This window comes from Desulfobulbaceae bacterium, assembly GCA_013792005.1.
Lineage (GTDB): Bacteria > Desulfobacterota > Desulfobulbia > Desulfobulbales > VMSU01 > VMSU01.
In genome coordinates this window covers 14,580-28,473 of sequence record VMSU01000244.1, presented here as the reverse complement: position 1 = coordinate 28,473, position 13,894 = coordinate 14,580, and the positions used below count along the sequence as shown (strand labels likewise).

The 13,894-nt window shown below is 53.5% G+C and carries 14 protein-coding genes; 6 read left to right on the top strand and 8 right to left on the bottom strand.

From position 1 onward, the window contains the following. On the bottom strand, window positions 1-417 hold a 417-nt coding region (locus FP815_15995), incomplete at its 3' end, for a cyclase family protein (GenBank protein ID MBA3016431.1). 34 nt (window positions 418-451) lie between these two features. On the opposite strand from FP815_15995, the gene FP815_15990 reads away from it, so the two are divergent. Further along, window positions 452-1,333 (top strand): TIGR01212 family radical SAM protein, encoded by an 882-nt coding sequence (locus FP815_15990; GenBank protein ID MBA3016430.1) that lies wholly within the window; start codon window positions 452-454, stop codon window positions 1,331-1,333. Here FP815_15990 and FP815_15985 read toward each other — a convergent pair. From FP815_15985 to FP815_15960, 6 genes are all read right to left on the bottom strand, one after another. Next, a complete protein-coding gene (locus FP815_15985) occupies window positions 1,300-2,253 on the bottom strand; it encodes a lysophospholipid acyltransferase family protein (GenBank protein ID MBA3016429.1) in 954 nt (317 codons plus the stop codon). The two genes, FP815_15990 and FP815_15985, sit on opposite strands and share 34 nt — an antisense overlap. A 193-nt stretch (window positions 2,254-2,446) precedes the next feature. Beyond that, complete coding sequence (locus FP815_15980) at window positions 2,447-3,190, bottom strand: ABC transporter ATP-binding protein (GenBank protein ID MBA3016428.1); 744 nt, start codon at window positions 3,188-3,190, stop codon at window positions 2,447-2,449. A 3-nt stretch (window positions 3,191-3,193) separates the two neighbouring features. After that, window positions 3,194-4,414 carry an ABC transporter permease gene (locus FP815_15975; protein ID MBA3016427.1) on the bottom strand — a complete coding sequence of 407 codons (1,221 nt, stop codon included), beginning with the start codon at window positions 4,412-4,414 and terminating at the stop codon, window positions 3,194-3,196. After that, window positions 4,411-5,097, bottom strand: coding sequence for a methyltransferase domain-containing protein (locus FP815_15970; GenBank protein MBA3016426.1), 687 nt, complete (start codon window positions 5,095-5,097; stop codon window positions 4,411-4,413). Before FP815_15970 ends, FP815_15975 begins: the two co-directional genes overlap by 4 nt. Window positions 5,098-5,109: 12 nt before the next feature. Next, window positions 5,110-6,168, bottom strand: coding sequence for a hypothetical protein (locus FP815_15965; protein MBA3016425.1), 1,059 nt, complete (start codon window positions 6,166-6,168; stop codon window positions 5,110-5,112). Then, the gene (locus FP815_15960) at window positions 6,165-6,689 is read right to left on the bottom strand and encodes an isoprenylcysteine carboxylmethyltransferase family protein (protein MBA3016424.1); all 525 of its coding nucleotides are present in this window, start codon (window positions 6,687-6,689) and stop codon (window positions 6,165-6,167) included. The genes FP815_15965 and FP815_15960 overlap by 4 nt, the downstream gene beginning before the upstream one ends. Before the next feature lie 234 nt (window positions 6,690-6,923). Between FP815_15960 and FP815_15955 the strand changes: the two genes are divergently transcribed. Further along, window positions 6,924-8,408 (top strand): MFS transporter, encoded by a 1,485-nt coding sequence (locus tag FP815_15955; protein MBA3016423.1) that lies wholly within the window; start codon window positions 6,924-6,926, stop codon window positions 8,406-8,408. Window positions 8,409-8,423: 15 nt separating this feature from the next. Continuing rightward, window positions 8,424-9,353 (top strand): hypothetical protein, encoded by a 930-nt coding sequence (locus FP815_15950; GenBank protein MBA3016422.1) that lies wholly within the window; start codon window positions 8,424-8,426, stop codon window positions 9,351-9,353. Between the two features lie 35 nt (window positions 9,354-9,388). Here FP815_15950 and FP815_15945 read toward each other — a convergent pair whose 3' ends face one another. Continuing rightward, complete coding sequence (locus FP815_15945) at window positions 9,389-10,486, bottom strand: PKD domain-containing protein (protein MBA3016421.1); 1,098 nt, start codon at window positions 10,484-10,486, stop codon at window positions 9,389-9,391. 656 nt (window positions 10,487-11,142) lie between these two features. On the opposite strand from FP815_15945, the gene FP815_15940 reads away from it, so the two are divergent. The 3 genes from FP815_15940 (at window position 11,143) to FP815_15930 (ending at window position 13,887) form a co-directional block, all read left to right on the top strand. After that, complete coding sequence (locus tag FP815_15940; GenBank protein ID MBA3016420.1) at window positions 11,143-11,655, top strand: hypothetical protein; 513 nt, start codon at window positions 11,143-11,145, stop codon at window positions 11,653-11,655. Between the two features lie 14 nt (window positions 11,656-11,669). Beyond that, window positions 11,670-12,776, top strand: a complete 1,107-nt coding sequence (locus FP815_15935) for a YedE-related selenium metabolism membrane protein (GenBank protein MBA3016419.1) — start codon at window positions 11,670-11,672, stop codon at window positions 12,774-12,776. A 115-nt stretch (window positions 12,777-12,891) separates the two neighbouring features. Further along, complete coding sequence (locus FP815_15930) at window positions 12,892-13,887, top strand: right-handed parallel beta-helix repeat-containing protein (protein ID MBA3016418.1); 996 nt, start codon at window positions 12,892-12,894, stop codon at window positions 13,885-13,887. The last annotated feature ends 7 nt before the right edge of the window (window positions 13,888-13,894 follow it).

Sequence of the window (13,894 nt, the reverse complement as noted above, 5' to 3'; positions counted from 1 at the left end):
GGCTGATAGCACCGGGAAGTCTATGAAATATCTTTTATCTTTCCAGTAGCGATCCCAGCCGGTGAGGATCAGCAGGAAGTCCGTATTCAGAGATGAACCAAGCGGGGCTAAGTGCGAGAGGGTGATGTCGCCCCGGACTTGCCGACAGTCGATTACCAGCGCCTGGCCGATAAAGTGACTGGCTGGGAACTGATCGAGAGTCTTTCCTTTATTTAGGCAATGGGCCGGGGAGTCGATATGGGTGCCGGTGTGGGTCGTGAAGCTGATGAGGCTTGCAACATACCCGTGACTATTGAGGCTGGCAACAGGAGCAAAGACCGGTTGCTGGTCGCCCGGGTAGGTCGGCATGTCTGGTTTCATTGGGTGGGTGAGGTCGATGATGGCCATGGAGTTAAGGGTAGGGTGTTGAGTGGGCAATAAAGGGATCAATCTTTTTAGCCGGTATTGCTTGATGCGCTATGGACAACCGGTAGGTAAAATCGCTTTGAGTCTAGGCCGGGTCTGCCCAAATCGGCAGAGGGGCGGCTGCACGTACTGCGCTCCAGCTAGTTTTACCCCCTATTACCTTGATGAGAGGGGCTCGGTTGCCGATCAGTTGGCCCAGGGCAGGCGATTTCTTGAAGTACGGAAGTTTAGACGGTATTTCGCCTACTTTCAACAGGAAACCTCAACCGACGGCCCCTTGGAAGAAATCTTCGCTGCCTTTCAGCAAGCGATGGCCGGGCCGGACTGCGTGGGCTTGATCGTCAGTACCCGTCCTGATTGTTTGGGAGAGGGTGTCGTTGACGGCTTAGCCTCGCTGATCTCTAAGGAACAGGGCAAAGAAGTTCTGGTCGAGGTAGGCCTGCAATCGTCACATGACAAAACCCTGCGCCGAATCAATCGCAATCATACCTATCATGATTTTGTGGAGGCTGCCTGTCGGCTTAAAGCTGCAAAAATAGGATTGGGTGTTCACCTGATCATCGGCCTCCCTGGGGAGGACCTTGATAATATGCTGACCACCGTGCAAAGAGTCACAGCTCTTGGGGTGGATGCCATTAAGTTTCACCATCTTCAGGTGATCCGCGGCACAATTTTGCATCGCGAGTATGAGACGGAGCCCTTTATCACCTACCCCCCTCATGAGTATCTGACGATTCTGGCTCGACTCTTGGCCTATGTCCCTGCGTCGGTGGTGATTCATCGGTTATGGAGTTACAGTGATCCCTCGCTGCTGGTCCAGCCGAACTGGGGTGGGATGGGCGCTCATCAGCTGCATGCCCTGCTTTCACAGATCATGACCCGGGAAGGGTTGGGTCAAGGGAAATTACTGGGCTCTGCCTTTTGTTGAGTAGTTGATTCTGGTGCGTCAGGCCTTGTTTTCCATCGTTTATGCATCCAGACCCATTGTTCTGGAAAGCGGCGGATGACTTGTTCGTAAGTGTCGGAGCAGAGTTGGGTGTTGACGAGTAAGTCGTGTTTTGCGTCATCGGTGGAGATCAGTTTCAGGGGCGGTTCGCATTCTATATGGTAGGTGAGGTCATCTTTTAGATGCATAAAGATGGGGATGATCGGAATGCCTAATTTCCTGGCTAGGATTGCCGGACCGGTTGGGGTATGGGCTGGCTTTCCAAAGAACTGGACGAAGACTCCTGGTACGCTGGTATCCTGGTCGATGAGCAGGCCGATAGCGCACCCTTGGTGCAGGCTGCGGATGATCTCCCTGGTTCCGGCGCCGCGGGCGATGTTGGTATAGCCGGAGGCGTTACGCATATTGACTACGATCTTGTTTAACCCTTCGTTTTCGAGGGTGGTGCCGACCACGCGTAGGGGGTAGCCGTTTTGGGCCAGCCAGGCACCGAGAAGTTCCCAGTTGCCGAAATGGCCGGTGATTATCAATACTCCCTTGCCACTGGCCAGGGCCTGGTCTAGGTGATGTATTCCTTGGGCGGTGATCAGTGTGTTGATGCCTTGGCGGAGATTGACTGGCAGCCGGATGGTGTCGGCAAGGGCGGTGGCGAAATGGCGGTAGACTCGGCCTGCCAGCGTGCGGATTTCTCGTGGAGATTTTTCATTGGCAAAGGCTATGGTCAGGTGGCGGATAGTCAAGGTTCTCCCTTCTTTGCCAAGGGTGAAGATGAGGCGGCCGATTCCCCGCATTAGAGCTATGGCGCTCATGCGGGGAAGGTGACGGAGCAGTTCGATCAGCAGATGGAGGGCGATGGTGAAAAGCCGGTCACGGAGGTCTTTACGGGCGGGGCGTTTAGTCATTGCTGAGAAGGTTGGATAGTCGGCGTACGTTATACTGTAGCGGTTTGTAAATCAGTGGTGAGATATGTCAAGGGGTGGAGGGTCGATTCGATGAACTTTGTTGCGTTTTATTGTCTGGGCTTCAACGTGCCCTTTCCTGTCTGGACTTGAGTCACCATCAGGTTCGATTATGTACCCCTTGTGTTCTTCAAGATCAAGTATTTTCGCTTGATTGAGGGGGGCTGCACTTTCTTCGCTTTTCTTTTGTCTCGGTTAATTCGTGGGCTACTTTACCGTCACGCAGGGTGATAATGCGTTGAGCCCTGGATGTAACGTTGGGGTCGTGGGACGAGAAGATAAAGGTGATGCCCAATTGTTGGTTCAGTCGCAGCAGGAGGTTCATCAGCGCGGTGCCTGTGCCGGAGTCCAAGCTGCCTGTCGGTTCGTCTGCCAGGATGATCGGGGGCGATCCTGCAATAGCTCTTGCCACAGCCACCCGTTGTTGCTGGCCGCCGGAGAGTTCGCCGGGCCGTTTGAGAGCGTGCTGGGAGATTTCGACTAACTTCAGGGCTCTCTCTACCAGGTGGGCGCGCTCCTGTTTCTCCTTCCCTCTTAGGATCAGAGGGTATTCCACATTTTCGGCAACGGAAAGGACGGGGATCAGATTATATGCTTGGAAGATGAAGCCAAGGGAACAACGGCGGAAGATGGCCCGCTGTCTGAGTGTCAGGCTCATGGTGTCATGGCCCATGATTGTTATCTGCCCTTTGTCTGGCAGATCAAGCAGCCCAATGAGGTTTAAGAGAGTGGTTTTACCGGAACCGGAGGGTCCTGCTAAGCAGACAAATTCGCCTTTGTCTACGGCTAGGGTCGCCCCGGCTAGCGCCTGGTCCTGGTTAAGGGAACCGTATAGCCGCCAGGCGTCTGTGACGGTGATGAGCGGAGACGTTGTGTTCATGGGTTATGGGCGGCTGAGTGCTTGGGCCGGATTTTGGCGAGCCGCAAGCCAGGCAGGGTAGAGCCCAGCCACGAGCGAGGTTGTTAAGGTGAAACCGTTGGTGCTTGCGACAGTGTGCCAGTCTAGCGCTGCTTTTAGGACATGGTTGTTGCTGAAGTACTGGTTGTTGCTGGTGAGTGTGGTCAGATCGATGCCGTGATTCGCAAGATAGAGGCAAAGAGCAAGGCCGATGATGGTTCCGGTAAACGATGCGATCACTCCTAGGGCCAGGGCCTCAGCTGTCACTAAGGCTATGATCCCGGACGGAGTAGCGCCCAAGGCGGCGATGGTGCCGAATTCCCTGAACCGTTCAAAAGTAACGGTAGTCATGGTGTTGACGATACCCATGGCGACAATCAGAAAAACTATGGCGATCAGGATCTGCATTGTTGAATCGTTTAAGGCGATCAGTTGAGTAACGTCTGGGGCGATATCTTCCCAGCTTGATACCTGATAGCGGGAATCAAGCTGTTGCCTCAGTCTGGAGACTAAAGCGCTCAGTGGTTCTGCGGGAAGAGCGATGGCTATTTCGCTGATCATCTCTGCGGCATCAAGGAGTGACTGGAGCGAGGTAAGGGGGAGAAAGATATGCCCTTGGTCAAAAGCTGCGACCCCTGTTTGATAGATACCGGTGATGGTAAGTGTGCGGCTTTTCGGGGTGCCGAACACGTCTTGGGTCATTATGGTAAGCTGGTCGTTTATGCCGAGACCAAAGGAGGTGGCGAGGGCCTGGCCGACCATGGCTTCAAGGGGACCTGCCGGGGGTGAACCCATGACCATTCGCTCATGGACCACGGTGACCGTGCGTTCCTCTTCAGGGATGACGCCGTGAATGACCACGGCAGCGCTCTTTGCCCCAGCGAGGATCAAGCCATTTGCTTTGAGTCGGCGGGCAAAGGAGTTGATCTTGAGGGTGCGCAAGGTTTGTGTGACCTCGTCCGGGTTGGGCAGTGGGGTGAGGTTTACCAGGGTAGGGGCGTAACCCTGTCCGTGGATCTGAATGACACCGATGTCGGTATTGGTGGTGGTGGCGACCATGGTCTGATGCAGCCCCTTCTTGAGTGCGCCGAACACCAGCAGGCATGCCAGGGCAAAGGCGATGGCGGCGATGGTGAGGGCAGAGCGGCGGCGGTTGCGGGTCAGATTGCGGAAGGCTAAGAGGATGGTGATTGTCAGCGCCTTCATGGCCGAGACACCTCGGAGGCTGGTCTGTTGCCGGGGTTGGTATCACTTTTGATGGCGGTGAATACTGAGATCAGGCCATGGACGTGGGCAACTCGGCGGACAGCGATAAATCCGGCCTCTTCAATTAAGTTTGGCAATAGGCCGCGGAGGTTGTCGGCAAGTTCCGGCTGCAGCAGCAGCCAGCGTCCTGTCCAGCCGGTCAGCCAACCGAGGATGGTGGTGGGGCGGTCAATGTCGGCACAGACCAGCCGACCGCCGGGGGCGAGAACCCGGAGCATCTCGCGAAACGCTAAGCGCTTGAGTTCCAGATCGATATGGTGGCAGAACATGGAGCTGACAACCAAGGTGAACGCACTATCGTTAAAGGGGAGGGCTTCCGCCACGGCGTGTTCAAAACGGGCTGGAATTCCCTGCTGTTCGGCTTTGTTGCGGGCGATGGCAATCATCTTTGTCGCAGCGTCGATACCGGTTGCGTTGCCGGTGACGGTAAGGTGTTTGGCTGCCAGGAGAGTGAGAGTTCCGGTGCCGCAGCCAATGTCGAGGATACGGTCATCAGGACGGATCGCCATGTGCTCAAGACTTAAGTCTCTGAAGCGCTGCTCCCGACCGAAGGATAAGATCTCAATTACGGGGTCGTAGAGGGATGCCACATGGTTCAGGTCCCGACCGCGGGTGGTAATCATGACTTTGGGGGTTCAAGTGTCTAAGTGTGAGGTCAGGCGCAGGGCAGTGCCTGGCTCCGGGAAAAAGGGCAAGAGGTGGCCGACTCCACGGATGGTGAAGAGGAAGCGGATGACTCTAAGCGCCTGTTTTTCATTATACCAGAATCCGGTCTCTTTCAAGGCGGCAAAGCCGGCGAGCGCCTCTCCGATGGTTTGGGCCATGACCCGTTTGATTGTTTCCGGGAACAGGATTTCTACTGGGGGCTGGGTGGTGGTATCCTGGTTTGCCTCTTTGAGTGTGGCTTTGAGTTGTTCTTGTTCGTCTGCCCGACCCTCGTGATGAACTGATGACAGCAGGAAGTTGTGGTTTTTGGCCGCGATATCCTGATAGAAGTCGGTGAGGTCATCAATAACCTGTAACGCCATGCCGATTCGGTAGACTCCTGTTTCTGCCAGGGATACGAGCGAGTGGCGCTTACTTTCGAGGAGAAGCGGGGCGGTGAAGGCAAGACACAGGAGTTTTCCGCCTTTATACATGTGGACACTACTCAGGATGGCAGTCGGGGTGATGATTTCGCTGATGCCACCTTCCTCCAGGGCCTCTTCGGCACCTATAGGCACCATGGCCTGAAATATAGCGGTCATGAGGGGTTCGTGCTGAGCGGGGTGAATGAGTCCGTCTTTGATTCCCTGGCGGCAGATTCCCTCAAGGATCCGGTCAAAGCAGAGGATATGCATCACGCTTTTGAAGCGGATTGCCGGTTCTGGAAAGTTCAGGGGCAAGAGTTCTTTATACTCGTCATCCAGTAGGTTGTCGGTGGCGGTAACTAGGCCGCGGATACAGTGATTGATCTGCCCATAGAATGAGCGTTTTTCCTCCGGGATCCCGATCGCACGATAGATCGACAGGAACAGGCTTGAAAAGAAGTTGCGCTGCAGATACTGGAGTTGGTTGGCTTTGCCCTTGGGCGTTGCTACTCGGTAGCGCGGCTCGATGAGGTCCTGAAAGCGGGTTAGGATAGCCGTTTCGATGTGTTGATGTTCGCGGCTGGCCTGCAATAATTTTCGAAGGGATAAGAGGGTGTTGATCATCGAGGTCTCGGCGCCGGAAAGGGGATGAGGAAGGGGACTATGGCTTGGTAATCTTGGTATTCCTTGGTAAAGCGAAGGAGCAGGATATGTTCTTCCCGTTTGAGAAAGTGGGTCTGCCATGCCAGCATTATAGGATAGCTTACCAGGAGTGCTGCCGGTGAGCCAACAAAAAGTAAAACAGCGAAGGATGCCAAGTCGTAGCCTAAAAACATAGGGTGACGACAGAGCTTATAACTGCCGGTTGTTACCAGGCGACGGCACGGGCTTGCTGGGCTGGGGGTGCCGAGGCCCAGGCGAAGAAGATCCCGGTTCGACCAGCTGATCAGGGCCAGACCGGTACACAAAAAGAGTCCTCCGCAGCCCAGAGTGTATGGGGTAAGTTTTATTCGGGGCACAGTGAGGAGCATGTCGATGAGGAGGCCGGAGCCGATGACTGTCCCTGGCAGCCCGATCCAGTACACCAATGCTGCCTGGAGGCGGTGACGGATGAGGGGTGAGTGTTTCGGGGTGTGTGTGGACATGGGGAAATGATTTCCCTGGCGATACTCTTAGGGGATGAGGTTTGGTGTGAATAAGCATAATATGGGCAGCAGCTGGATCGTCTGTTATCACTCGCTTGAGGCTCGTGATCAATGACAGGCCGTTGCCACTATGTGCTATGGTCCTTGAAATTGCAATGAGAAAGATAGCGGAGCCATGCCGGAGTGTGGTATTTTGTGGATTTTGAATTTGGTTTATCGGATTAACCACAAAAGATGTTTTGGTGGATGACTTTGGCAGGGCGGCACTGTTTTTTAGACGAGGGACGAGCCAGTAGGGATATGTCTGACACACCTGCGACACTTCCACGGCGCGATAGCCAATGGGGCGATTCTGCGCTGGATGCCTCAATCCGTGATGGCAGTGCCAATGCGGTTATGCTTGGCTGCGGCGAGGCGTATCTCGGCCCCTTTGGGGTTTTTCTCCAGGCTACGACGGTACAGATTGGCCTGTTGTCGGCGCTTCCGCAGTTAGTGGGAGCGGTGATGCAGTGGTGGAGCGCTATCGCCATGGATAGTTGTCCAAGCCGTCTGCGCCGGATCATGCGTTCTGTCCTGGTTCAGGCCTTGGTGTGGTTTCCTCTGGCGGGGATATCCTTGGCGCTGGGGCACGGGCCATTGACAGCAGCATGCGTTATTGTTCTTGCCGTAGTGAATCAGGCCGCTACCGGATTTACGGCCCCAGTGTGGAATAGTTTGATTGGAGATATGGTTCCTGGGAATATTCGGGGTCGATTTTTTGGTTTCAGGAACCGGGTTAATGGCTTAAGTTCCTTTGTTGCCCTGACTTGCGCTGGACTCACCTTGCACATCTTTGAGCGGCGTGGAGATGCGGCCTGGGGATTTATGCTGATCTTTCTGGCGGCCGGGGTGGCTCGTCTGATTTCGCGCCGCTGGTTGGGCTTATACCGTGATCCTGCCTGGTCGGTGGATTCGGCCCAGGTTTTTACCTTTCGTCAGTTTCTCAGGCGGTCGCCGCACTCAAACTTTGCTAAATACGTTTTTTATGTCGGGTTGGTCAATCTGGCGGTGTCATTTTCTGCGCCCTATTTTGCCCTGTACATGCTGCGGGATCTCAAATTTTCCTATCTTGAGTTCACGGTAGTGGTCTCTGTGGCTACGGTTACCCAGTTTCTCATGTTTCGCTACTGGGGTGAGCTGAGCGATCGGTTTGGCAATAAGAAGATTTTGAGCCTCTGTGGGTGGGGGATCAGCGTGGTGCCTGCCCTGTGGCTGTTCTCATCACACATTGTGTATCTGATGCTGATTCAGGTGGTGGCCGGGATCATCTGGGCCGGCTTTTCGCTGGCATCCAGTAATTTTTTATTTGATGCGGTATCCCCGCCGAAACGGGCTCGTTGTGTGGCCTATCAGGGGTTGATTAACGGGGCTGCAGTCTTGTGCGGGTCCCTTGGCGGGGGCTTTGTGGCAGGACACCTCCCTGCATCATTTTCCTTAGGCTCATGGACCTGGGCGCCGCAATTTATTCTGCCGGTCATTTTTTTGCTTTCCGGGATGATGAGGTTTGCCGCTGCCGCCCTGTTACTTCATAAGTTTCGGGAGGTCAGGCCGGTTGAGGCCATTCGGCATCGGGATCTGGTCTATCGAGTTAGTCATATCAGGCCGATTGCCGGCGCTACCTTCAGTCTGTTGACTGGATCGGCGGGAGACAGCAAGTCTGTTGATGAGGAAGAAAAGTAACGGAACTATCCAGAAATGGCTAAGAGAAGGGTAGTGCAGAAGGGTGGAGTCGGGGGCAATATTAAGGGGAATGCTATGCGTATACAATTAATTGCCAATCCGGTTGCCGGTCGCAATGCGGAAGCTGCTATCACCCAGGCCCAGCGATATTTCGCCTCCCAGGGCGTTGAGGTTGATCTTTGCCTGACTCGAGGACGGGGGGATGCGGAGATGTATGCCGCTCAAGGTGCGGACAGAGGTTATGACCGGCTGGTGGTGGCAGGTGGTGACGGCACTGTCAACGAGGTGGTGAATGGCATGACGGCAGGTTCGCCTCCGCTTGCGGTGTTGCCGGCAGGCACAACTAATGTTCTGGCCTTGGAGGCGGAGCTGCCATGGCGGGTTGACCAAGCCTGTGCCGTGGCTCTTCATGGAATTCCGACAGCGATTCATCTCGGGTTGGCAGGGGAGCGCCGTTTTGTGCTGATGGCAGGGATCGGCTTTGATGCCGCCGTGGTGCGGGATGTCGATCTGAGTCTTAAACGGCGGGTGGCCAAGGGTGCGTATCTGATTAGCGCCTGCCTTGGGTGGCTTCGTCTGCGGGACACCCCGTTGAGGATTGTGGATGACCGTGGGGCAACGCATCATGGGTTTGGAGCGATCATCAGCAACGCGCGGAGTTACGGGGGGAAATTCACCATGACCCCGGAGGCTTCTCTTGTTGCGGACTGTTTGGATGTCTGTCTTATTCTCCGACCGGGGCGTTTGGCTCAGCTTATGGCCGGGATGGCCTTGGTGTCAGGGCGTCCTTTGGCTTATCCATGGGGAGAGCAGCTCAGAGGCCGGGTCTTTGTCGTCAGTGGTGATGGGGTTCCGGTTCAGATCGATGGCGATCCCGCCGGAGAGTTGCCGCGTACTTTTGCGATGAATCCCTTTATGATCAGGCTGATGGTTCCTAACAGTTGACAAGTGATCCTGTGGGAGTGAGTTGGTGGATTAGGTTAGTTGCTCACGGCTACTTCAACGGTTCCAAGAGATATCTTGCCCTTGTCATCGCTGATTTGATACCAAAAGATGACCAGGCCTGCAGTGTTGGGGGCGGTATAGCAGATTGAGTTATTGATGATTTGAGCTTTTCCAGAGCTTGGCGGGGTTACTGAGACCACGGTGAGAAGATCTCCGTCCAGGTCGCTATCGTTGGTGGCTACCGGGATGACAATTGAGCGTCTGGTATTGACTTTTCCGAAGTCGGTGACGGTGGTTGGCGCATTGTTGGCCGGCGTTACGGTGACGCTTACTGTGGCTTGAGATGAGTTCATTGTTTCATTGCTGGCCGTGAAGGTGAAATGATCCGCGCCGTTAAAATCAGGGTGGGGGGTGTAGGCAAAGCCTCCGGTGCGGGTGTCAAATTCCTTGATGATACCATGCTGCGGCGTGGTCTCCAGGGTAAAGGTCAGTGTGGTTTCTTCGGGGGAGTTCTCAGCCGTTAGGATGCCTCGCAGGGTGCAGTTTTCCCGGGTGGTCAGAGACTGACTTATAGCCACAGGGGCGGGGGCAATGGTAAGCAGAGACGTCATCTCGGCAGAGTGGCTGTCGTCGTCGATTACGGTCAACCGGGTGGTATAGGTGCCAGGAGTGGGGTATGGGTGGTCAATGAATTTCCCGGCGCCAGTGCTGCCATCGCCAAAATCCCAGTCGTAACGAATAATCATGCCATCAAAATCAACGGAATCGCTGGCATCAAAGCTGACGAGGGCTGGCTCCGTCTTGGATATTATGGTGGAGGTGAAGCTTGCTGTTGGGAGTTCAGGCGGTACGAGGATATAGGGCGCTGACTGCGGGCTTTCTGTGCCGTTTTGGTCAACGGCGGTTATGATAAAAGTCATCGGAGTAGGGTCGATTTCGACAGGGCAGTCTATCTGCGATTCGTCCGTGTTCATGTTGGAGCAAACCCGCACTCCGTCCTTGTAGAGGTTGTACGATACTGCACTGCCGGAATAACTCAATTCAATACGCAGTATCCGGGTGGTGTTTGCCCAGGTGTGGCAGGGAATGGTGAGGCAGAGAAGCATGGTGCTGAGGATATGAAGTCTGTTCATAAACGATATAGTATCTTGTTGCTGAGGCGCAGTAAGTCATGGTTTCAGACGTTTCGTCTGTTATAGTTATAGGTGCCAGATCAGATGCAATCCATTTTATTAGTTGCGATTGGCTGCTCCCTAATAACCTTCAGTCGATAGCCAGATCAACATAAAAGGTGATGTAAAATCTATTAATAGACCATGCTCGTTTCTATTTGTAAAGCGACATTGATTAAAAATAATGACTAGTTGTTGCAGATTAATGTTAGTTTGTGGGGGCTCAATGGAGGGGTGTTTTTTTCTGTTGTCGCTCCCTTTTTATTGGTGGAACGTTAATGTCAACAACCTGCCGTTGTGTGCGGAAGGCAATCTTGTTGCTGGACGGGCCTATTCCGGGTACATTCTTTCTCCTCCCCGGCACCAGACTCCTGCGTGCTGTAAATTGAGCGGAGTGTATTATTTAAGGTGGATAATCGTAATATTCTGCTTATAATCTCAAATAAGAGTAGCTGGCAGGCGCTGTTGGTTTTCTGATTGAGGATAGGGCTCCTTCGTGTCTATAAAACGGAATGGTGGGCAGCTCAAGGTTTGGGTGCTTTGCAATAAATGCCGGGACGGCGGTTGCTTGATTACAACATCATCAATTTTCGGTTTAGGACATAAATGGAATATCAGTGGACAGACTTGATATAATCTCAATCTTAGCTGCAGTCATGCTCACGGTATGGGCGTTGTTTCTGGTGGTGTTTTTGGAGCGACAGCCAGAGGAGCGGCGCCAGAGTGCACAGTTTGTTGTGAGGATAGATCCCGTATTTGACAAGAAAATCAGCGTGGTCAAGACATTGCTTGCCGGAAATAATCTGGAGCAGGCAGAGTCGTTGCTCAAAGAGATGGTCGTCGCCTATCCCTATGAGGCTATGCCTTTTTTGTTATGGGGTGATCTCCATCTTTACCGTCAAGATTCGGTTGGCGCTATGCTTGAATATCGGAAGGCGGTGGATTTGAACCCCGATTTCTTGGATAAAAAATCGGAACACTTTCAAGGGAAGAAAATCAAGAAAACGGTTGAAGAGGCTTGGTCTGTAATTGAGTCGGGGTTGGCTACCAAGCATGATGATGCTGCGTTATTGTCCGCCCGAACAGTGTATTATTATCTGTTGCGGAAAATTGCCGGTAGTTGCGGTTAGACAGGAGGCAAATTATGCGTAAGAGTGTGTTCGTGTTGATGGGGGCGGTGATCGGCATTGGGGCTGTCATCTTGTCGTATTACGGGAACCCTGCCAATACCGGGCTTTGTGTCTCCTGCTTCATGGAGAATATGGCAGGTGCACTGGGTCTCCATGCCAATGAGAGGATGCAGTATCTCCGTCCTGAAATTATCGGTATTGTTCTTGGAGCTTTTGCCTGGTCTGTCTACCGCAAGGATTTTATAGCGACCGGCGGCAGTTCTCCTCTGCTACGCTTTGTGGTTGGGGTGTTGTTGATTATCGGCTGCTCGGTCTTTATCGGCTGCCCGGTCAAGATGGTGTTGAGGCTTGCGGCAGGTGACATCGGGGCCTTGGTCGGAGTGGTCGGGCTGGTGGCAGGGATCTATATTGGGCTTGAGTTTGTCGAAAATGGCTTTCAACTTGGTAAGGCGAGTGAGGTGCCAAAAGCGAGCGGCTATATGCTCCCGGGATTTATGTTTTTGCTTCTGGTCTTGTCTGTCATGAAGCCGTCCTTTATCGGGGAAAGTATTAAGGGTGGTGGGGCGTTGCATGCTCCGTTTGTCCTGGCTTTGGGCTTGGGCCTTTTGGTCGGCGGGTGGTCTCAACATACCCAGTTCTGTATCACCGGCGGCATCGCCCGCTTTTTCTTGTGGGGGCCGCGGGAGGTGATGAATTGCCCGCGATCGACCGGGCTGTTGATCAGTTTGGGGTCTTTTTTCAGCTTCGCCCTTGTGGCCAGTCTGCTTACCGGTCAGTTCTCCTTTGGACTCAATGGTCAGCCGAGTTCTAACGACAGTTATGGTTGGGCCTTTCTCGGGATGTTGTTGGTTGGTTTTGGTTCGGTATTGATCCGCGGTTGCCCCTTGCGGCAACTCGTGGCCTCTGGGCAAGGTGATACCGATGCCGGAGTCACGGTTCTTGGTATGCTGGTGGGAGCGGCTCTGGTCCAGAATTGGGGATTGGGAGGCACTGCTGCGGGGACTCCGATAAAGGCCCAGGTGGCTGTACTTTTTGGGATTATTTTGTTGTTGGTGGTAGGGATGGTGAATCGGCGACGTGGATATGGGATCGCTCCCGAGTACCAGCTTGGGTTAGACTGAAGGGTGTCTGGGCGATGGACAAGTTCATCATTTGGTGGTTTGCATCGCCAGGTGAGCTGGTATTTTTTGAAATTGGCGCACGGAAACTCGTGAGAGTGTCCTCTGCGCCTTTGACATGTTGAGGAGGGGTGTGATGAGGGGTGTTACCTGGGTTTTTTATGTCTTGGCTGTGAGTATGGTCGTGGGGGTGACTGGATGTGGCAACAAGCAGCAGACCGTCGAGCTGAGTAAGCAGACACTTGATAAAGATACGACCTGGGAAGGGATGGTATTGGTCAATGGCGATATCGATGTGCCGCCAGGGGTTACGTTAACCGTCATGCCTGGGACGACTGTTAAGTTTACACGCATTGATGAAAAGTCTGACCAGAATATGTACAGTATTGATTCTCCTTATTATCCTGGGGCCGAGATTATTGTCCGTGGTCGGATTATTGCCCGTGGCACGGCGGATAAGACCATCGTCTTTACTTCGGCAGAGATCGATGCCAGGCCCGCGGATTGGGGCGCAATCAATCTGCTGGGCAGTGAGGGGAATGTCATCGAATACTGCAAGATTTTGTTTGGTTACAATGGTGTTCATGGTCACGGTGCATCTGCTGCCATTAATTATAACGAGTTCGCTAAGAATGGGATCGGGGTAAGTTGCAAGAAGGAGGAAGAAGACCCGTCAGCCCCGTGGTTTGGCAAGATGAGCGATATGGAGATTACCCACAACCGTTTTGTGAACAATAAGGGTGGAATAGGATTTCGTAACTCCAAAGCGGTGGTAAAGCATAATCTGATTCAGGAGAATAAATTCTTTGGCATCTTTCCCAAGGATGAGGTCCAGGCGGTAATTAGTGATAACGAGATTACCGGCAACAAGAAAGGCGTCTATCTCTATCAGGCGCAAGGAGTGAAAATTAACCGCAACAATATTTACGATAACACTGATTACAATATCGCCGTGGCCGAGGCCCAGGATTTTGATGTTGATGCCCGCGAGAACTGGTTCGGGACTGATGATGGACAGAAAATCGATGAGTTGATTTTTGACAAAAAGGACGACCCGACGATGGGATCGGTCATTATTGAGCCGGTATTAAAAGAGCGGGTCAAGTGGCAGTAAGCGTTGG

Excerpts from the sequence above, each read along its gene's own strand:
- FP815_15970 (MBA3016426.1), bottom strand. The coding sequence starts at position 5,097 with ATGATTACCACCCGCGGTCGGGACCTGAACCATGTGGCATCCCTCTAC.
- FP815_15945 (MBA3016421.1), bottom strand. The coding sequence starts at position 10,486 with ATGAACAGACTTCATATCCTCAGCACCATGCTTCTCTGCCTCACCATT.
- FP815_15975 (MBA3016427.1), bottom strand. The coding sequence starts at position 4,414 with ATGAAGGCGCTGACAATCACCATCCTCTTAGCCTTCCGCAATCTGACC.
- FP815_15985 (MBA3016429.1), bottom strand. The coding sequence starts at position 2,253 with ATGACTAAACGCCCCGCCCGTAAAGACCTCCGTGACCGGCTTTTCACC.
- FP815_15990 (MBA3016430.1), top strand. The coding sequence starts at position 452 with ATGCGCTATGGACAACCGGTAGGTAAAATCGCTTTGAGTCTAGGCCGG.
- FP815_15955 (MBA3016423.1), top strand. The coding sequence starts at position 6,924 with ATGTTTTGGTGGATGACTTTGGCAGGGCGGCACTGTTTTTTAGACGAG.
- FP815_15965 (MBA3016425.1), bottom strand. The coding sequence starts at position 6,168 with ATGATCAACACCCTCTTATCCCTTCGAAAATTATTGCAGGCCAGCCGC.
- FP815_15935 (MBA3016419.1), top strand. The coding sequence starts at position 11,670 with ATGCGTAAGAGTGTGTTCGTGTTGATGGGGGCGGTGATCGGCATTGGG.
- FP815_15960 (MBA3016424.1), bottom strand. The coding sequence starts at position 6,689 with ATGTCCACACACACCCCGAAACACTCACCCCTCATCCGTCACCGCCTC.
- FP815_15980 (MBA3016428.1), bottom strand. The coding sequence starts at position 3,190 with ATGAACACAACGTCTCCGCTCATCACCGTCACAGACGCCTGGCGGCTA.
- FP815_15930 (MBA3016418.1), top strand. The coding sequence starts at position 12,892 with ATGTTGAGGAGGGGTGTGATGAGGGGTGTTACCTGGGTTTTTTATGTC.
- FP815_15950 (MBA3016422.1), top strand. The coding sequence starts at position 8,424 with ATGGCTAAGAGAAGGGTAGTGCAGAAGGGTGGAGTCGGGGGCAATATT.